The sequence below is a fragment of the Streptomyces sp. NPDC005281 genome, assembly GCF_040607495.1.
GTDB lineage: Bacteria > Actinomycetota > Actinomycetes > Streptomycetales > Streptomycetaceae > Streptomyces.
Genome location: NZ_JBEXGX010000012.1, coordinates 126,076 through 142,926, shown reverse-complemented (window position 1 = coordinate 142,926; position 16,851 = coordinate 126,076). Strand labels below are relative to the sequence as shown.

At 71.6% G+C, this 16,851-nt stretch carries 20 protein-coding genes; 10 read left to right on the top strand and 10 right to left on the bottom strand.

The genetic code is table 11. From position 1 onward, the window contains the following. Positions 1 to 137: 137 nt before the first annotated feature. Together ABZV42_RS18840 and ABZV42_RS18835 are read right to left on the bottom strand one after the other, a co-directional pair. Positions 138 to 395, bottom strand: a complete 258-nt coding sequence (locus tag ABZV42_RS18840; protein ID WP_006380970.1) for a WhiB family transcriptional regulator — start codon at positions 393 to 395, stop codon at positions 138 to 140. 317 nt (positions 396 to 712) lie between these two features. Next, the gene (locus ABZV42_RS18835) at positions 713 to 1,681 is read right to left on the bottom strand and encodes a diacylglycerol kinase family protein (protein ID WP_356052762.1); all 969 of its coding nucleotides are present in this window, start codon (positions 1,679 to 1,681) and stop codon (positions 713 to 715) included. 170 nt (positions 1,682 to 1,851) lie between these two features. Between ABZV42_RS18835 and ABZV42_RS18830 the strand changes: the two genes are divergently transcribed. Beyond that, entirely contained in the window at positions 1,852 to 2,304 is a 453-nt protein-coding gene (locus tag ABZV42_RS18830; RefSeq protein ID WP_355985379.1) for a hypothetical protein, read from the top strand. Positions 2,305 to 2,337: 33 nt separating this feature from the next. On the opposite strand, the gene ABZV42_RS18825 is transcribed toward ABZV42_RS18830, so the two are convergent. From ABZV42_RS18825 to ABZV42_RS18815, 3 genes are all read right to left on the bottom strand, one after another. Beyond that, positions 2,338 to 3,540 (bottom strand): SigB/SigF/SigG family RNA polymerase sigma factor, encoded by a 1,203-nt coding sequence (locus tag ABZV42_RS18825; RefSeq protein WP_355985381.1) that lies wholly within the window; start codon positions 3,538 to 3,540, stop codon positions 2,338 to 2,340. Next, positions 3,537 to 3,950, bottom strand: coding sequence for an anti-sigma regulatory factor (locus ABZV42_RS18820; RefSeq protein WP_054228129.1), 414 nt, complete (start codon positions 3,948 to 3,950; stop codon positions 3,537 to 3,539). The genes ABZV42_RS18825 and ABZV42_RS18820 overlap by 4 nt, the downstream gene beginning before the upstream one ends. A 284-nt stretch (positions 3,951 to 4,234) precedes the next feature. Further along, positions 4,235 to 4,495, bottom strand: coding sequence for a UBP-type zinc finger domain-containing protein (locus ABZV42_RS18815; protein ID WP_355985383.1), 261 nt, complete (start codon positions 4,493 to 4,495; stop codon positions 4,235 to 4,237). Positions 4,496 to 4,557: 62 nt separating this feature from the next. On the opposite strand from ABZV42_RS18815, the gene ABZV42_RS18810 reads away from it, so the two are divergent. Further along, entirely contained in the window at positions 4,558 to 6,153 is a 1,596-nt protein-coding gene (locus ABZV42_RS18810) for a Na+/H+ antiporter (RefSeq protein WP_355985385.1), read from the top strand. A gap of 4 nt (positions 6,154 to 6,157) precedes the next feature. On the opposite strand, the gene ABZV42_RS18805 is transcribed toward ABZV42_RS18810, so the two are convergent. Together ABZV42_RS18805 and ABZV42_RS18800 are read right to left on the bottom strand one after the other, a co-directional pair. Continuing rightward, a complete protein-coding gene (locus ABZV42_RS18805) occupies positions 6,158 to 7,105 on the bottom strand; it encodes a pyridoxal-phosphate dependent enzyme (RefSeq protein WP_355985398.1) in 948 nt (315 codons plus the stop codon). Positions 7,106 to 7,314: 209 nt separating this feature from the next. Beyond that, on the bottom strand, positions 7,315 to 7,905 hold the full coding sequence (locus ABZV42_RS18800; protein WP_355985387.1) for an N-acetylmuramoyl-L-alanine amidase: 591 nt from the start codon (positions 7,903 to 7,905) through the stop codon (positions 7,315 to 7,317). Between the two features lie 259 nt (positions 7,906 to 8,164). Between ABZV42_RS18800 and ABZV42_RS18795 the strand changes: the two genes are divergently transcribed. The 8 genes from ABZV42_RS18795 to ABZV42_RS18760 all read left to right on the top strand — a co-directional run bounded on the left by ABZV42_RS18795 (position 8,165) and on the right by ABZV42_RS18760 (position 14,518). Next, a complete protein-coding gene (locus ABZV42_RS18795) occupies positions 8,165 to 9,571 on the top strand; it encodes a family 2B encapsulin nanocompartment shell protein (protein WP_355985389.1) in 1,407 nt (468 codons plus the stop codon). 220 nt (positions 9,572 to 9,791) lie between these two features. Next, complete coding sequence (locus ABZV42_RS18790) at positions 9,792 to 10,838, top strand: family 2 encapsulin nanocompartment cargo protein polyprenyl transferase (RefSeq protein ID WP_355991705.1); 1,047 nt, start codon at positions 9,792 to 9,794, stop codon at positions 10,836 to 10,838. A 211-nt stretch (positions 10,839 to 11,049) separates the two neighbouring features. Continuing rightward, positions 11,050 to 11,709 carry a GNAT family N-acetyltransferase gene (locus ABZV42_RS18785; RefSeq protein ID WP_355991684.1) on the top strand — a complete coding sequence of 220 codons (660 nt, stop codon included), beginning with the start codon at positions 11,050 to 11,052 and terminating at the stop codon, positions 11,707 to 11,709. Between the two features lie 180 nt (positions 11,710 to 11,889). Next, on the top strand, positions 11,890 to 12,102 hold the full coding sequence (locus ABZV42_RS18780) for a hypothetical protein (protein ID WP_355991686.1): 213 nt from the start codon (positions 11,890 to 11,892) through the stop codon (positions 12,100 to 12,102). A 158-nt stretch (positions 12,103 to 12,260) separates the two neighbouring features. Then, a complete protein-coding gene (locus ABZV42_RS18775; protein WP_355991688.1) occupies positions 12,261 to 12,674 on the top strand; it encodes a YciI family protein in 414 nt (137 codons plus the stop codon). Positions 12,675 to 12,679: 5 nt separating this feature from the next. Continuing rightward, positions 12,680 to 13,906 (top strand): DUF6596 domain-containing protein, encoded by a 1,227-nt coding sequence (locus ABZV42_RS18770; protein WP_356052760.1) that lies wholly within the window; start codon positions 12,680 to 12,682, stop codon positions 13,904 to 13,906. Between the two features lie 10 nt (positions 13,907 to 13,916). After that, entirely contained in the window at positions 13,917 to 14,264 is a 348-nt protein-coding gene (locus tag ABZV42_RS18765; protein ID WP_355991692.1) for a DUF952 domain-containing protein, read from the top strand. After that, the gene (locus ABZV42_RS18760) at positions 14,261 to 14,518 is read left to right on the top strand and encodes a hypothetical protein (protein ID WP_355991694.1); all 258 of its coding nucleotides are present in this window, start codon (positions 14,261 to 14,263) and stop codon (positions 14,516 to 14,518) included. Before ABZV42_RS18765 ends, ABZV42_RS18760 begins: the two co-directional genes overlap by 4 nt. Here the strand turns inward: ABZV42_RS18760 and ABZV42_RS18755 are convergent. The 3 genes from ABZV42_RS18755 to ABZV42_RS18745 all read right to left on the bottom strand — a co-directional run bounded on the left by ABZV42_RS18755 (position 14,515) and on the right by ABZV42_RS18745 (position 16,742). Next, positions 14,515 to 15,306 carry a VOC family protein gene (locus ABZV42_RS18755; protein ID WP_356052758.1) on the bottom strand — a complete coding sequence of 264 codons (792 nt, stop codon included), beginning with the start codon at positions 15,304 to 15,306 and terminating at the stop codon, positions 14,515 to 14,517. The two genes, ABZV42_RS18760 and ABZV42_RS18755, sit on opposite strands and share 4 nt — an antisense overlap. Further along, positions 15,303 to 16,139 carry a hypothetical protein gene (locus ABZV42_RS18750; protein WP_356052756.1) on the bottom strand — a complete coding sequence of 279 codons (837 nt, stop codon included), beginning with the start codon at positions 16,137 to 16,139 and terminating at the stop codon, positions 15,303 to 15,305. Before ABZV42_RS18750 ends, ABZV42_RS18755 begins: the two co-directional genes overlap by 4 nt. 183 nt (positions 16,140 to 16,322) lie before the next feature. Next, entirely contained in the window at positions 16,323 to 16,742 is a 420-nt protein-coding gene (locus ABZV42_RS18745) for a VOC family protein (RefSeq protein WP_355991703.1), read from the bottom strand. Between the last annotated feature and the right edge of the window lie 109 nt (positions 16,743 to 16,851).

Genomic DNA, 16,851 nt, shown 5'->3' with positions numbered 1-16,851 from the left:
CCCCGGACCACCAAGTGGTCCGGGGCTGAAAGCTCGTTGCATCAAGCGCATCGGGGTACTGCGCGCTGCGGCTCGGGGGCGGGAGTTGCGTACTCGCTGTACGCGCCGCCAAGCTCAGGCTCGTGCGGGGTGGAACGTCAGGCGGTGGCCTGACGAGCTCGGTTGCGGGCGGCACGGCGCTTCATTGCGCGGCGCTCGTCCTCGCTGAGGCCACCCCAGACGCCGGAGTCCTGGCCGGACTCGAGCGCCCACTGCAAGCACTGCTCCATGACGGGGCAGCGGCGGCAGACGGCCTTGGCTTCCTCGATCTGCAGCAGCGCAGGACCGGTGTTGCCGATGGGGAAGAAGAGCTCGGGGTCTTCCTCGCGGCAAACGGCGTTGTGACGCCAGTCCATGGCTGCTACCTCTCCTTGGTATTACATGCACGTTGCTTGTGAATGTGAACGCTTTCACGAATCCCTCAACAAGTGAAGGGCCGACAACCAGACGGACTGGTGTGGTCCTTGAAGTGAGGAGGGGTTCCGGTGCTCAATGGGGCCGATGTTGCGGGCCGTCCCGAGCGCCACGTAGAGACTCGCAAACCTCAGCGGCGGATACAACCCCTTCCGGAAAGTTTTTTTTGATTCCTCGGTGTCGGCTGAGTCACAGCCGTACTTCCATGGGGTGGACCGTGGTCTAAACGTTCGAGTGAAAGGAGTTTGGCCCCTTCCGCTCACACAATCACACGCAGTGCACGGCGTACGCCTGTGAACGTCACGCTCGTACGCAGTCCCAGATGGTCACCGTCCATCTGAAGGGGGAGCGGCACCTTCGAATGCAAGGTGAAGTCGGTCAGGTCATGCAGAGTGACGGCATGCTTGCCCTGGGGTCCGCGCTCGGGGGACGAAGTGAGCAACTGAGTGGCATACCGGGCGGCAGAGGGCGTCGACATGCGGCTGAGCGCGAGTACGTCGAGTCCGGTATCGAACGAGGCCTTAGGCGTCGCGTACACCGGACGATTGCCGAGAAACGTCCACGGCGAGGTGTTGCAGATGATGGACAGGACCAGATCGGTGACCGGGTCCGTGCCGGGACGCTCCAGGGTGATCGTTCCGCGCCGACGGTGAGGATCGTCCAGAAACTGACGCAGCACTTGGCGGAGATACAGCGCATGCGTGGAGCGCCGGCCGAGCTCGCGCTGCTGTTCGACGCGGCCCACCACTCCGGCGTCGAAGCCGAGCCCGGCGCAGAAGGTGAACCAGCGGGAGGGGACGGACTCGTCCTCGGTGCCGGGAGTACCCGCGGCCAGACCGAGGCCGACCGTGCGCTCGCGCTCCTCGCGCAGCGCGTCCAGCAGGGCGCCGGTCGCCTCCACGGGGTCGTTCGGCAGGCCGAGGGCGCGGGCGAAGACATTGGTGGAGCCGCCGGGGACCACCGCGAGGCCCGGAAGACGCCCGAGGTCGGGGCCCCGGTGCAGAAGACCGTTCACGACCTCGTTGACCGTGCCGTCCCCGCCGAGGGCCACGACCAGGTCTATGTCGTCGCTGTCGGCGGCCTGCCTGCCGAGGTCCCGGGCGTGCCCGCGGTACTCGGTCGTGACCACTTCCAGTTTCATCTCACTGGCCAGTGCGTGGATCAGCACGTCACGCGTGCGCGCGCTTGTGGTGGTTGCCGCCGGATTGACCACGAGAAGTGCACGCATGCGATGCAGCGTACCTACTGGGTGGTACTCGTCCCAGACCGAGGTAGGGATCAAGTAAGAGTTCGCAGGTGGCGCCGGGGTGCGGAATCGGATCGGCGCGACGTCCGTGACGGTGCGGTTCCCGGCCCCGGGGCACTCGGGCGTCCAAAGCCGGCGGCTACTCTTCCGGGGTGAGCCGTGAGCAGAATCCCACCCCCGATGCCCTCCGCCCCGACCCCCGCCCCGGCCGGCTGACCGCCGCGGCGGCGCTGGCCGCGCTGGAGGGGACCGCCCTCGTGGCGGGCGGCGTCTGCGTCCTCGTCCTCGGTCTCACCGGCGATCCCGACAGCCGGCAGCAGGCCGTCACCGGCGGCGTCACGCTGATCGTGCTCGCACTGCTGCCGCTGCTCGCCGCGCGCGGACTGCTGCTGCGCCGCTCCTGGAGCCGGGGCCCTGCCCTCGTCACCCAGATCCTGGCACTGCCCGTCGCCTACACCCTGCTCCAGGCCGACAGCGTCGCGATCCCCGCCGGGATCGCCCTCGGGGTGGTCGCGCTGGTGGCCTTCGTCCTGCTGGTGAACCCGGAAACGACACGGGCCCTCGGAATCCGAGGGCCCGGCGGCGACGCACAGGACGAGAAGTAGGCGGGCTCACCCCGGGGGAGATCACCCCGGGACTCACTCCTCCACGAGGAGCTTCTCCCGCAGCTGCGCCAGGGTGCGGGCCAGCAGCCGCGAGACATGCATCTGCGAGATGCCGACCTCCTGCGCGATCTGCGACTGCGTCATGTTGCCGAAGAAGCGCAGAAGCAGGATCCGCTTCTCCCGCGGCGGCAGGTCCTCCAGCAGCGGCTTGAGCGACTCGCGGTACTCGACGCCCTCCAGCGCCTCGTCCTCGGCGCCCAGGGTGTCCGCCACCGCCGGGGACTCGTCGTCCGTGTCAGGGACGTCCAGGGACAGCGTGGAGTACGCGTTCGCGGACTCCAGGCCCTCCAGGACCTCCTCCTCCGAGATGCCCAGCTTCTCGGCCAGCTCGTGGACGGTCGGGGAGCGGCCGTGCAGCTGCGACAGCTCGGCGGTCGCCGTGGTCAGCGCCAGCCGGAGCTCCTGGAGGCGGCGCGGCACGCGCACCGCCCAGCCCTTGTCGCGGAAGTGCCGCTTGATCTCGCCGACCACCGTCGGCGTCGCGTACGTCGAGAACTCGACACCGCGCTCCGGGTCGAACCGGTCGACCGACTTGATCAGCCCGATCGTCGCGACCTGGGTCAGGTCGTCCAGCGGCTCGCCGCGGTTGCGGAAGCGGCGGGCCAGGTGCTCGACGAGCGGCAGATGCATGCGGACCAGCTGGTTGCGCAGCTCCGCGTACTCGGCGCTGCCGTCCTGGAGCTTGCGCAGCTCGATGAACATCGCCCGCGCCCCGCTGCGGTCGTGCGGGTCGTGCCGGATGTGCTGGGCGCTCGGCCCGTGCTGCTGGATCTGCTGGGCGTCCTGTACACCCTGCGCGCCCTGCACACCCTGGGCGTCCTGTACACCCTGCGCGCCCTGCTCGGGCTCTCGCTCGTGCTGCGCGCCCTGCACGCTCTGCTCCGCGTTTCGCTCGTGCTCGCTCATAGTCCCGCCCGTCACCATTTCCCGAGCCCGAGGCTCTTCCCCCGTGTCCTCGGCCGCGCTCGAACCGGGGGGACCTCCCAGGACGGGGAAGGCTCCCGGCTGCGCCGCCGCCGAGGAGACGCCGACCTCCGGATGCGGCCGGGCCTGTTCGGGAATGCCGTCGACGCCGTCCGCCGCGTGCCGGGGCCCGCCCGGACCGTCGGCGCGCCCCGCGGGAGGCTCCCGTGTGCCGCGCTCTTCTTCCCGCACCGGCCCGTCCCCGTTCCTCACGCCGGCCCGGGTCCCGCGCCGCGTTGTTTGTAGAGGCTGATCGAAACGGTCTTGTCCTCGGCGACGGTGGAGTCGACCTTGCCCGCGAGAGCCGACAGGACGGTCCACGCGAAAGTGTCACGTGACGGAGCGTGACCGTCGGTGGTCGGCGCCGAGACCGTGACCTCCAATGAGTCGTCGATCAGCCGGAAGACACAGCTGAGCACCGAACCGGGGACGGCCTGCTGAAGCAGGATCGCGCAGGCCTCGTCCACCGCGATGCGCAGGTCCTCGATCTCGTCGAGGGTGAAGTCCAAACGGGCTGCCAGCCCGGCCGTGGCCGTGCGCAGTACCGACAGGTAGGCACCCGCGGCCGGCAGCCGGACTTCCACGAAGTCCTTCGTCGCGGGCTCGCCTGCGATCTGGGACACCCTCACCTCCATGGTGGTACAAGCTCATTCGAGCTCTTTCGGGGGCCGAGGGTCGCCCCCCGGGGTAACGCGCTACGTCGTTCAGCGGTGACGCTACCGCGCTCCCGACTTTCCTGTCCTGGGGACCCCGCCCCTTGCTGTCACTCATAGTAAGCCCATGAGTACGCACAGTGGCTAGAGGTCTGCGGCCCCAAATAGGAAGAGCGCGCGCCGGGTTGACGTACCCAGACGTCAGACGGTCGAACCGTCCGGATCGGGAGTCACGCGCGTACGTGATCCACGGCTCAGACGAGGACGTGGTCCACGAAACACCAACGCCAGTTCTCCCCATGCTCGAACGTGCGCATGATCGGATGTCCGGTGTCGTCGTGGTGCGCCGAGGCGTGCCGCAGCGGTGAGGAGTCGCAACAGGCGAGATGCCCGCACTCCAGACACAGCCGGAGCTGCACGGGGTGGGTACCGGCGGCCTCGCACTCCAGGCAGGTCTCGCTCCCGGGGCCGGGTTCGGGCTGCGGCAGCGCGTCGGCGTGCGTGCACTGTTTCATGATTGCCAGGTTACGTCGGGCGTGCGGGTTGCCGCGCGGAAAAAGAGGGTGGGCGGAAGACGATGGATGTGCTGCCACTGCTGTTGCTGGTCGCGGGGAGCGCGGCGGTCGCCGGGGCCGCCCGCCGCACCCCGGTCCCGGCACCCCTGCTGATCGTCGCCGTGAGCCTGCTGGTCTCGTACGTCCCCGGGGTGCCCGCGTACGAACTCGACCCCGACGTCGTGCTCCCGCTGGTGCTGCCCCCGCTGCTGTACACGGCGGCCACCGACAGCTCCTACCTCGACCTGAGGGCCCAGTTGAGGCCCGTCGCGCTGCTGTCGGTCGGGTACGTCCTCTTCGCGACCCTCATGGTCGGCTGGGCCGCCTATCTGCTCGTCCCGAGCCTGCCGCTGCCCGCGGCCCTCGTCCTCGGCGCCGTGGTCGCGCCCCCGGACGCGGTGGCCGCGACGGCCGTCGCGCGCCGGGTGGGACTGCCCTCGCGGATCACCACGATCCTCCAGGGCGAGTCCCTCGTGAACGACGCGACCGCGATCACCGCCTACAAGGTGGCCCTCGCCGCGGCGGTCGGCGAGGGCGCGACCTGGGCCGGCGGCATCGGCGAGTTCCTGCTCGCGGCGGTCGGCGGTGTGGTCGTCGGGCTCGTTCTGATGATCCCCATCCACTGGCTGCGCACGCACATGAACGAGGCACTCCTCCAGAACACCCTCTCCCTGCTGATCCCCTTCGTCGCCTACGGGATCGCCGAGCAGCTGAACGCCTCCGGCGTGCTCGCGGTGGTCGTCGTCGCGCTCTACCTCGGACACCGCTCCTGGGAGGTGGACTTCGCGACCCGGCTCCAGGAGGAGGCGGTGTGGAAGATGGTCGCGTTCGTCCTGGAGTCCGCGGTGTTCGCGCTCATCGGACTCCAGCTGCCGGTCGTCCTCAAGGGCCTCGGCGCCTACGAGGGCACGAGCGCCGCCTGGTACGCCGTCGCCCTCTTCCTCGTCGTCGTCGCGACCCGCTTCGTGTGGGTGTACCCCGCCACCTTCCTGCCCCGCCTCCTGTCGGCGCGCATCCGTGAACGCGAGGCCAACCCCACCTGGAAGGGTCCGTTCGTCATCGGCTGGGCCGGCATGCGCGGTGTCGTCTCCCTCGCCATCGCCTTCTCCATCCCGCTCACCGTGCACGGCGGCGAAGCCTTCCCCGACCGCAACCTGATCCTCTTCCTGACCTTCACCACCGTCATCGGCACCCTGGTCGTGCAGGGACTGACCCTGCCCCCGCTCATCCGGCTGCTGAAACTGCCCGGACGCGACACACAGGCCGAGACCCTCGCCGAGGCGAACGCCCAGGCGCAGGCGTCCCGCGCCGCCGAGGAGCGCCTCGACGAACTCCTCGCCGACGAGCGCAACGCCCTGCCCCCGCCGCTCGCCGAGCGGCTGCGCACGGTCATGGAACGGCGCCGCAACGCCGTCTGGGAGCGGCTCGGCGCGGTCAACCCCGTCACCGGCGAGACCGCGGACGACACCTACCGCCGTCTCTCCCGCGAGATGATCGGCACCGAGCGCGACGTCTTCGTGAAGCTGCGCGACCACCGCTACATCGACGACGAGATGCTGCGCACGCTGCTGCGCCGGCTGGACCTGGAGGAGGCGGCCGCCTACCGGGAGGCGGCCTGAGCGGTCAGCGCCCGTTCCCCTCGGCCGGGAACGGCGCTCCGGTGATCACCGCCGCCACCGTCGTACCGCGCGGGAACGCCCCTTCCCCGGCGAGAGCGACAAGTCCGTAGAGCATCTTGGCGACATAGAGACGTTCGACGGGCAGCCCGTGCCGCTGCTCGAAGTCCTCGGCGAAGGCGTCGAGTTCGGGGGCGGTGCGGGCGTAGCCGCCGAAGTGGAAGCGGTCGTCGAGGGACCAGTTCCCGCGCCGGGCGCCGAACGCGGCCGTCTGGAGGGCCGTCGTGTCGGCGTCGAGGAAGCCGCCGCGCAGGACAGGGAAGCCCAGGGCGCGTTGATCCGGACCGAGGCCCGCGGCCGTCCCGGCGAGGGTGCCGCCGGTGCCGCAGGCGAGGGCGGCCACGTCGACGCCGTCCGCGTCCCGCAGTTCCTCACCGAGCGCCCGGCAGCCGCGTACGGCCGGGGCGTTGCTGCCGCCCTCGGGCACCACGTACGCGTCCTCGGTGCCCGTGGCGCGCAGGATCCCCGCCAGCGTCCGGGGTTCCGACTTGTGCCGGTAGGTCGATCTGTCGACGAAGTGAAGACGCATGCCGTCGGCGGCGCAGCGGGCCAGCGAGGGATTGAGGGGGCGGTCGGCCAGTTCCTGGCCGCGGACCACGCCCAGGGTGGCCAGACCCGTCAGCCGGCCCGCGGCGGCGGTGGCGCGCAGATGGTTCGAATAGGCCCCGCCGAAGGTGACCAGTGTGCGGCCCGCCGCCGCTTCGAGGTTCGGCGTCAGCTTGCGCCACTTGTTGCCGATCAGGTCCGGGTGGATCAGATCGTCCCGCTTCAGCACGAGCCTGACCCCGCACCGCTCGAACCGGCTGTCCACGACCTCGCGCAAGGGGGACGGCAGCCGTGGCGGCGGGCCGGGGACGCGCGGCTCCGAGGGACCGGCCGTGGTGCCCCGGCCCACGGCTCCCGGCGCGCCGGCAGAGGTGCGCGGGTCCGAGGGGCCGGCCGTCGCGGCGCGGGCCGGGGTGTCGTCGGGGGCGGTGCCGTCCGGGGTGTCGGGGCTGGTCACGGCCCCATTGTCGGACATCTGTCCGGGGACGGCCGGACGCGGGGGCCCGCGAGGCCGGCCGTCCGCGCCGGACCTCCGCGGCTCAGCTCACTTCGGCAGCTTCACTTCAGCAGCTCGCGGACGCGCGCCCGCAGGGCGTTCATCGTGAAGCCCCTCGGGTCCACCTTTCCCGGCTGCCACTCCAGGTGGCCGATGACCGAGCGCTCCGTCCAGCCGTGGAACCGGCAGATGGCGGCGGAGACCTTGCCGATGGCGTCCAGCTGGACCTCGGGCCACGGGTCCTTGCCGTCGCCGAGGTTCTCGCACTCGAAGCCGTAGAAGTGGCGGTTGCCGTCGGTGTTCGCCTCGTTGTCGTGCGGCAGCGCCTTCTCGGCGATCACCGCGCGCAGCACGTCGTCGTCGCCGAGGCCCGCGTGGTTGGCCCGGCCGTAGCCGACCAGATGGACGACGCCGTCCTTGGTGATGACCCCGTGGCACAGCGGTCCCGGCAGGTCCTCGCGGCCCTCGCGGCACAGTCCGACCGTGAGCGTGCTGCCCGAGGTCACCGTGTGGTGGATCATCACCCCGTGCACCGGCCCCCACGGGCCCTTGTGATTGCGGTTGTGATGCTCCCAGTCGCCGACCTCGACGACATGGACGCCTTCGTCCCTGATCCGGTCCAGGAAACTGCCCGCGGACATGGGCGATGCCATGGCCGACTCCTTCGCGCTGTACGCCGGCCACCCTGCCGTGGCCGTCTCGTACCGCAGCTTCTATCGGCGGCCGGCCCGCCGGGCCCACCCGTTCGTACGGCGTGCGAGCCGATCCGGTCAGCCCGGCGGGAACGGAATCGCCCCTCCATGCCCAGGTCCGGAGTGATCCATTCCCCCTCATTCGTGTAATGGCATCAGCACACTCCGTGATGAAAGGCTTGGCCACGAAGATCAGTGCACGACCGGGAGGGCAATTTTCATGTCGGTAGGCGAAGAGGTCCGCGCGGAGCAGAACCGTCCGCAGCAGAGTCTCGGCACATCCGCCGCGCGGAACCTGGCCACCACCACCAAGTCCGCGCCACAGATGCAGGAGATCAGCTCGCGCTGGCTGCTGCGCATGCTTCCGTGGGTGAACGTGCAGGGTGGCACGTACCGCGTGAACCGGCGGCTCAGCTACTCCGTGGGCGACGGCCGGGTGACGTTCGTCAAGACGGGCGACCGCGTCGAGGTCATCCCCGCGGAGCTCGGAGAACTGTCCGTGCTGCGGTCGTACGAGGATCACGACGTGCTGGGCGAACTCGCCCGGCGGTGCCAGCAGCGGGAGTTCGCCCCGGGCGAGGTGCTCGCCTCGTTCGGCAGCCGGGCCGAGGAGGTGTTCCTGCTGGCGCACGGCAAGGTCGAGAAGATCGGCACCGGCCCCTACGGGGGCGACGCGGTGCTCGGAGTCCTCGCCGACGGCGCGTACTTCGGCGAACAGTCGCTCATCGACCCGGAGGCCATCTGGGAGTACACGGCCCGCGCGGTGACGGCGGTCACCGTGCTCGTCCTGCCCCGCCAGGACCTCGAACAGGTCGCCGAGCGCTCGGAGTCCCTGAACGAACATCTCCAGGAGCTGCGCGCGATTCCGTCGCAGCGCACCAACAAGTACGGCGAGAAGGAGATCGACCTCGCGGCCGGCCACACCGGTGAGCAGGACATCCCGGGCACCTTCGTGGACTACGACGCGTCCCCGCGCGAGTACGAACTGAGCATCGCCCAGACCGTCCTGCGGCTGCACACCCGTGTGGCCGACCTCTACAACCAGCCGATGAACCAGACCGAGCAGCAGTTGCGGCTCACCGTGGAGGCGCTGAAGGAGCGCCAGGAGCACGAACTCATCAACAACCGCGAGTTCGGCCTTCTCAACAACTGCGAGTACGACCAGCGGCTCCAGCCGCACGACGGCGTACCGAGCCCGGACGACCTGGACGAACTGCTCAGCCGCCGCCGCGGCACCAAGCTGTTCCTCGCCCACCCTCGCGCGATCTCCGCGTTCGGCCGCGAACTGAACAAGCGCGGGCTCGTCCCCGAGAGCATCGAGGTGGCAGGCAACCGCATCCCGACCTGGCGCGGGATCCCGCTCTTCCCGTGCAACAAGATCCCGGTCAGCGACGCCCGTACGACCTCGATCATCGCCCTGCGTACCGGCGAGGCCGAACAGGGAGTGGTCGGCCTACAGCAGGCGGGCATCCCGGACGAGATCGAGCCGAGCCTGTCGGTGCGCTTCATGGGCATCAACGAACAGGCGATCATCTCCTACCTGGTGACGGCGTACTACTCGGCCGCGGTCCTCGTGCCGGACGCCCTCGGCATCCTGGAGAACGTCGAGATCGGCCGCTGGCGGTGACGATCCGCGAAGCGCGGCCCGTCGTGGTCCCGCCCCGGAAGGCGGGACCACGACGGGGGCGCGCGCCCGGCGGCCTTCCCGGTGCCACCTCCGGCGGACGGGGCGGCGCGACCGGGCGGGTGAGGACGTGACGACCCGGACCCGGCAGGGACCGGCCGCGATCCCCGGCGGACGGCGCCCGGCGGGGACCGCGGACCGGCACGGCAGCGGCGGGAGGCCCATGAAGGGACGGGACACGCCGGGCCCGCCCGACGTGCAGGAGGCCTCGGTCGTCCTGGAACGGGCACGGGCGTTGGTCGACCCCGAACTGCGCCGGGCCGTCGACTCGCTGCCGGGCTCGATGCGCCGGATCGCGCTGTACCACTTCGGCTGGGAGCAGGCGGACGGCACTCCCGGGGCCGGGAACGCGGGCAAGGCCATCCGGCCCGCGCTCGTGCTGAGCGCGGCCTGGGCGCTCGGCGGACAGCGCACGGCGGCCGTACGGGCGGCCGCGGCGGTGGAGCTGATCCACAACTTCAGCCTGCTGCACGACGACCTGATGGACCGGGACACCACCCGAAGACACCGGGCCACCGCGTGGACCGTGTTCGGCGACGCCGACGCGATTCTCGCCGGGGACGCCCTGCACGCGCTGGCCCTGCGGATGCTGGCCGAGGACCCGCACCCCGCGTCCCCGGCGGCCGCCGCGCGACTCGCGGGCTGCGTGGTCGAACTGTGCGCCGGACAGCACACGGACACCGCCATGGAGAAGCTCGGCCCGGACGAGGTCACCCTCGACGAGTGCCTCGCCATGGCCGAGGCGAAGACGGGAGCACTGCTCGGCAGCGCCTGTGCCATCGGCGGCCTGTACGCGGGGGCGGACACCGAGGAGGTCGAGGCGCTGGACGCGTTCGGCCGGGAGGCGGGGCTCGCGTTCCAGCTGATCGACGACGTGATCGGGATCTGGGGGGACCCCGTCCGTACCGGCAAAGCGGCCGGGGCGGACCTCGCCGCCCGCAAGAAGTCGCTGCCCGTGGTGGCCGCGCTCACCTCGGGCACCCCGGCGGCCGCCGAGCTGGCCGAGCTGTACGCGGCGCCGTACCGGGAAGGGGAGCTGGAGCGCACGGTGCTGGCCGTCGAGCGGGCGGGAGGGCGTGACTGGGCGCAGGTCCAGGCGGCCGACCGGATGTCCCGGGCGATGCACGAACTGTCCCGCGCGATCCCCGACCCCGAGGCGGCGGGCGGGCTCCTCGCGCTGGCCGAGTTCGTCACCCGGCGCAGCAACTGAGCTCCGCGACCCTGGAACCCCGGCACCGCATGGCACCTGACAGCCGTACGGTGTCCGGCTTCGGAAGGCGGCCCCGCGCGTCCCCACGGAGCGCGGGGCCCGCACCCCCTCCGCCTTCCGGTACCCCCGGCGGGCGTGAGCCGGCACCACGCCGTAATAGGCTCAACCGCCGTACGGTCGAGGCGGGTTGGGGCGAAGGGCGGGACTGGTCATGGGTGTGGCGATCCGGGTGGCGGGCGAGGCGGACCGGGAGCTGGTCGTGCGGCTGCTGGACGAGGCCTTCCAGGACGATCCGGTGAGCAACTGGGTCTTCCCCGACCGGGCGCACCGCCGCGCGAAGCACCCCGGGCTGATGGCGGCCTTCACCGATGTCGTGCTCGCCGAAGGGCGTATCGATCTCGCCGAGGACGGCTCGGCCTGCGCCCTGTGGCTGTCCGTTCCCGCGGCCGGGAACCACGACGGCGGGGGTGAGGACGACGCCGAGGGCGATGCGGCGGACGAGGACGGTCCCGCCCTGTTGCGCGCGGCCGTCGACCCGGACAACGAACGGATCGAGCTGATAGGTCGGCTGACGGCCGGCATCCATCCTGAGGGGCGGGCCCACGCGTACCTGTGGATGATCGGGGTGGCGCCGGAGCGCCAGGGCGAGGGGCTCGGCGGCGCGCTGATCGAGTCGGTCCTCGACCGCTGCGACCGCGAGGGGCTGGCTGCCTATCTGGAGGCGAGCAACGCCCGCAGCCGCGCACTGTACGAACGGCTCGGCTTCGCGCTCACGGGCAGCCCCCTCGATCTGCCGGACGGGCCGCGGATGTGGCCGATGTGGCGCGAGCCGCGTCCGGCCGGGCAGGCGCGGATGCGGGCACAGGGGTAGTCGCAGGGGCAGGCGCACGGGTAGTCGCAGGCACAGTGGCAGTGGCAGTGGCAGTGGCAGTGGCAGGCGCAGGCGCAGGCCCGGGCCCGGCCGGTCCGGGACCCAGGTGGCGGGCCCAGGTCCCGGCCGGTCACGGACATACGACAGGAAGCGGCCGGTCCGCCGTCCTACCCTGAAGACATGGGCACCGATGAGCATGTATGTCCCGAATGCGGGCAGCCGGTCGCCACGATCGTGCACCGGTACAAGACCCTGGGCGCCTGGGTACCCCGATGGGGTCCCGGACCCTGCCACAACCCGGACTGCGCCGCCTGCGCGGACGAGCCCGGACCCGTACGAGGACAGGCGCACGGGCACGGTCTGCCGGAGGAGGCCGCGGCGGAGAAACCCTGACCCGCACCGGACACCGCCGCGCGACGCCGCGTGACACCGGGAAAGACGGGAAAAGAGCACGCGGAGACGTGTAGAGAAACGCCGGCCGGCTCCGACGTCCCCTGTGAGAGCCGCCCACCACGGGCGGTCCGAGCCGAGGAAGCCGAAGGAGCGGACTCATGAAGTACCTGGTGATGGTGCAGGGCACACAGGCCGACTACGAGGGCATGCGGGGCAACGCCTCCGAGCACGCGCCGGCCTGGAGCGAGCAGGAACTCCAGGCGATGTACGCCTACATGGGCGCGATCGGCGACGACCTCTCCGAATCCGGCGAGCTCGTCGACGCCCAGGGGCTGACCGATCCCGCGCGGGCCCGTCAGGTGTCCCTGGGCCCCGACGGCAAGGCCGTGATCACCGACGGCCCGTACAGCGAGACCAAGGAGCTGATGGCCGGCTACTGGGTGGTCGATTGCGCGAGCCTGGAGCGGGTCACCGAGATCGCCGAGCGGGTCACCCACTGCCCGGGCCCCGCGGGCGGCACCGGACGCCCGGTGGTCATCCGGCCCATCCAGGACGGTGCCGGGGACATCTGAGCGGGATGAGGGACACGACCGACGTCGAGGATCTGCTGCGCCGCCACGCGCCGCAGGTCCTCGGCGCACTCGTCCGCCGCTACGGGCACTTCGACGCGGCCGAGGACGCCGCCCAGGAGGCGCTGCTCGCGGCAGCCGGGCAGTGGCCCGCGAAAGGCGTGCCCGACAACCCGCGCGGATGGCTGATCAAGGTCGCCTCGCGGCGGCTCGTCGACGCCCTGCGCGCCGAGGAGGCACGGCGGCTGCGTGAGGAGAAGGCCGCGGCGCTTACCCCGCGGGACGCCTTCACGGCCCCGCCGCCGGGCGTGGACCGCGCCCCGTCACTGGACGACACCCTCTCCCTCCTGTTCCTGTGCTGCCAACCCGCCCTGTCCCCGGCCGCGCAGATCGCCCTCACCCTGCGCGCGGTCGGCGGTCTGACCACGGCGGAGATCGCGCGGGCGTACCTGGTGCCCGAGGCGACCATGGCCCAGCGGATCAGCCGGGCCAAGCAACGGGTGCGAGACGTCGGTCTCGGTCGCCCCGACCACTGGGAGGAACGGCTCCCCGCCGTCCTGCACACCCTCTACCTGATCTTCAACGAGGGCTACACGGCGACCTCGGGCACGGCGCTCCAGCGGGCCGAACTCGCCCAGGAAGCAGTCCGGTTGACCCGCACCGTCCGGCAACTGCTGCCCGAGGAGGGTGAGGTGGCCGGCCTGCTCGCGCTGATGCTGCTCACCGACGCCCGGCGTGCCGCGCGGACCGGGCCGCACGGAGAACTCGTCCCCCTCGACGAACAGGACCGCACGCGCTGGGACAGGCAGGCGATCGAGGAGGGAGTGGCGCTGGTGACCGGGGCGCTGGCACTGGGGCCGGCCGGCCCCTACGCGCTCCGGGCCGCGATCGCCGCGGTCCACGACGAGGCACCCACGCCGGAGGCGACGGACTGGACCGAGATCCTCGGCCTGTACGACCACCTCGTCCGCCGGGTCCCGGGCCCCGTCGAACGCCTCAACCGCGCGGTCGCGGTGGCCATGGTGCACGGACCGCGCGCCGCCCTCACCGAACTCGACCGGCTGGAGGGCGAGTCGGCCGGCGGGCACCGGCTGGACGCGGTCAGGGGGCATCTGCTGGAGCGCGCTGGCGACCCGGACGCGGCGCGGAACGCCTACGCGTCGGCGGCCGCCAAGACCCTCAGCCTGCCCGAGCGCCGCTATCTGGAGGTGCGGGCGGCCCGGCTGCGGTCGTAGCGTGGTCCGCATGTCCGAACCTCTCCTGCATCTGACCGAACGTTCCCTGTGGGACGCGGCCCGCGCGTCAGGCACCTTCGAGATCTCCACCCGCGGCCGGACCCTCGCGGAGGAGGGCTTCATCCACTGCTCGCTGCGCCGCCAACTCCCCGCCGTGGCCGCCATGGTGTACGGCTCCTGGAGCGGGCCCGACGAGCTCGTGGTCCTCGTGATCGACGCCGGACGGCTCACGGCGCCGGTCCGCTTCGAGGCCATGGAGCCCGGCGGGGAGGAGTTCCCGCACATCTACGGGCCGATCGCGGTCGAGGCGGTCGTGGACGTGGAGGTCTGGAAGCGGGGCGGGGCGGCCTCGGCGTGACGGCTTCGGGGGAACGACGCCGGGTGTGGCGCCGGATCCTGGTGGTGTGGGCGATCGCCGTGATCGGCGGCGGTGTCTTCACACTGGGGCTCCAGGCCTCGGCGGCGCCGCCACCGCCCACCGGTTGGTACAACTCCGAGCATGGTGGCGGGGAGTCCCCGACACCGTCGCTCTCCTCCGGACCTCCGGCGCTCCCCTGCCCGAGCGCGGGCGACGGCAGCGCCGTCATCTGTGTCTACGCGACCGGTCCCTAGGGCAGGCTGCCCGTCTCCGGGTCGCGGCCGGTCAGGCAGTAGACGCCGCCGACGGGGTCCCGCATCACCGTCCAGCGCGCCCCCCGGCCGACCGCCGTCGCCCCCAGGGCCTCGTGACGGGCCCGGACCGCGTCGACGTCCGAGCAGGCGAGGTCCAGGTGGGCCGAGGTGGGGCGCTCGGTGCCGAGGCGTTGCAGCAGGATGCGCAGCGGCAGCCCGGCGGGCGGCCTGACCAGATGGAACTCCGGGAACGCTCCGGGGAGGGACTCCCACCCCGTGAGCTCGCTCCAGAAGACGGTCTCGGCGTCGAACACGCCCGGCGCCAGGTCGATGCTCACCTGGTCGAGCCGGCTCGTCGCCCCGTCGGGCCCCTCGGTGACCGGCGGCCGCGCCGACTCCCCGTTCCAGGGCACCGCGCAGAACGACTGCCCTGCGGGAGAGCTCAGTACGGCCCACCCGTCGTGGTCCGCGACGAGCTCGGCACCCAGCCGCAGCGCCCACCCCACCAGTGCCGGTACGTCCTCCACGGACAGGCAGAGATGCGCGCCCCCGGCGCCGTCCCGGACGCCCTGCGCCTTCACGTACGCGTCGCCCTCGACGGGCTGCAGCGTCACGAACTCGCCTCTCTCGCCCCGGGGTTCGGACGATCCGGTGCCGGTGACCGCCGTCCAGAAGCCGAGCGCGGGTCCGAGATCCGCCGCGGGCCGGTCGACGAAGACATGGGTCCACCGGATGGCCGGGCCCGTGGCCGCCGCGGTGTTCTCCGCCGGACCGCCGCCCTCGCTCATACCGTCTCCTGCGCGATCAGGGCGCGCAGCGACGTCTTCATCCGCGCGACGAAGGCGTCCCGGACCTCGGGGGAGAGGACGTCGAGGGAGAGATACGGGTTGAGGTCCTCCAGTTCGACGAGGAGCAGTTCGCCGCCGGGGGCGCGGCAGGCGTCCACGCGCTGGATGCCGTACCCGATGTCGTTCCACGCGACGAACCGCTGCGCGAACTCCCGGTCCTCGTCGGTCGGTTCGTAGGGCTCCAGGGCCCAGCGCCGTTCCGGGTCGGGCGCGTACAGGGCGTACTGAAGGGTGTGGTCGACGAAGTAGAACGACACCTCGTAACGGAACTCGACGCGCGGCTGCACGAGGATGTCGCCGAACGCCAGGCCGGCGAGGCGCTCGCGCGGTACGAACTCCAGGCCGATGGAGTCGGCCCCCTGCTTCGGCTTCACCACGTACATGCCGGCCTCGGGCAGCAGTCCGAGATCCTCCGCCCGGTCGACGGTCGGGATGACGGGGAACCCGGCCGCGGTCAGCTCCAGCAGGTAGCCCTTGCCGGCCATGTCCCCCTTGCCCGACAGCTGGTTGTAGACGCGGACGCCCGCCGCGAGCGCCCGCTCGCGGAACGCGTCGTAGGCGGCCTGGTAGTGCAGGACAGGACCGCTGTTGCGTACGACCACGGCGTCGAAGCCGGTCATCAGCGCGGCCGCGTCCAGCGGGTGGCAGACGGCGATGTCGAAGTCCTCGCGCAGCCGCGAGGTCAGGGCGATGTCCTCGTCGCAGTACCGCCGCCCCTTGGCCGGATAGGCCAGGTCGCTGACGAACAGGACACGGGGGCGCGCGGACGGCACGGGTGGCTCCTCGGGGCGTGCGGACGGTTCGTTCCACGGGCGGATCGTGCCCGCGGAACACGTAGTGTCTCTCCCGGGTGATCCCGGCCGCCCGTCGCCCCCGGCGGATGTCCGCGTGCACCCGGGAACGACGGCCGGTCCCGCGGCCCCGAAGGAGCGCCGCCCGGCCGTGCCCCGACCCGGTCAGCCCCTGGCGGGCTTCTCCGCGAAGCGCAGCAGGTTGCCCGCCGGGTCGCGGAAGGCGCAGTCGCGCAGACCGTACGGCTGGTCCTCGGGTTCCTGGACGACATCGGCGCCCGAGGCGCGAACCCGTTCGAAGAGCTCGTCGCAGTCGGTCGTCGAGAAGATCACTCCGCGCAGCATCCCCTTGGCCAGCAGCTCGGCCATGGCCTGCTTGTCAGCGGCGGAGGCGTCCGGGTCGGCGGCCGGGGGTTCCAGGACGATCTCCACGTCCGGCTGGAGCGGTGAGCCCACGGTGACCCACCGCATCCCCTCGAACCCGACGTCGCCCCTGACCTCGAGGCCCAGCACGTCACGGTAGAAGGCGAGCGCCTTGTCGTGGTCGTCGACGGAGATGAAGCACTGGGACAGTTTCAGATCCATGCGTCCAACCTAAGGGCTGTCCCGTAATCCCCGGCGGGCGCACGACGACAGCTACGGCTCCCCCAAGCTCTTCGAGCAGGGGGTACCCCCACGCCGCGTTGTCGGATCG

Bases quoted from the DNA above. Each gene is read 5' to 3' on its own strand.
- ABZV42_RS18840 (WP_006380970.1), bottom strand. From the start codon at position 395: ATGGACTGGCGTCACAACGCCGTTTGCCGCGAGGAAGACCCCGAGCTC.
- ABZV42_RS18835 (WP_356052762.1), bottom strand. From the start codon at position 1,681: ATGCGTGCACTTCTCGTGGTCAATCCGGCGGCAACCACCACAAGCGCG.
- ABZV42_RS18815 (WP_355985383.1), bottom strand. From the start codon at position 4,495: ATGAAACAGTGCACGCACGCCGACGCGCTGCCGCAGCCCGAACCCGGC.
- ABZV42_RS18810 (WP_355985385.1), top strand. From the start codon at position 4,558: ATGGATGTGCTGCCACTGCTGTTGCTGGTCGCGGGGAGCGCGGCGGTC.
- ABZV42_RS18800 (WP_355985387.1), bottom strand. From the start codon at position 7,905: ATGGCATCGCCCATGTCCGCGGGCAGTTTCCTGGACCGGATCAGGGAC.
- ABZV42_RS18795 (WP_355985389.1), top strand. From the start codon at position 8,165: ATGTCGGTAGGCGAAGAGGTCCGCGCGGAGCAGAACCGTCCGCAGCAG.
- ABZV42_RS18790 (WP_355991705.1), top strand. From the start codon at position 9,792: ATGAAGGGACGGGACACGCCGGGCCCGCCCGACGTGCAGGAGGCCTCG.
- ABZV42_RS18785 (WP_355991684.1), top strand. From the start codon at position 11,050: ATGGGTGTGGCGATCCGGGTGGCGGGCGAGGCGGACCGGGAGCTGGTC.
- ABZV42_RS18780 (WP_355991686.1), top strand. From the start codon at position 11,890: ATGGGCACCGATGAGCATGTATGTCCCGAATGCGGGCAGCCGGTCGCC.
- ABZV42_RS18775 (WP_355991688.1), top strand. From the start codon at position 12,261: ATGAAGTACCTGGTGATGGTGCAGGGCACACAGGCCGACTACGAGGGC.
- ABZV42_RS18770 (WP_356052760.1), top strand. From the start codon at position 12,680: ATGAGGGACACGACCGACGTCGAGGATCTGCTGCGCCGCCACGCGCCG.
- ABZV42_RS18765 (WP_355991692.1), top strand. From the start codon at position 13,917: ATGTCCGAACCTCTCCTGCATCTGACCGAACGTTCCCTGTGGGACGCG.
- ABZV42_RS18755 (WP_356052758.1), bottom strand. From the start codon at position 15,306: ATGAGCGAGGGCGGCGGTCCGGCGGAGAACACCGCGGCGGCCACGGGC.
- ABZV42_RS18745 (WP_355991703.1), bottom strand. From the start codon at position 16,742: ATGGATCTGAAACTGTCCCAGTGCTTCATCTCCGTCGACGACCACGAC.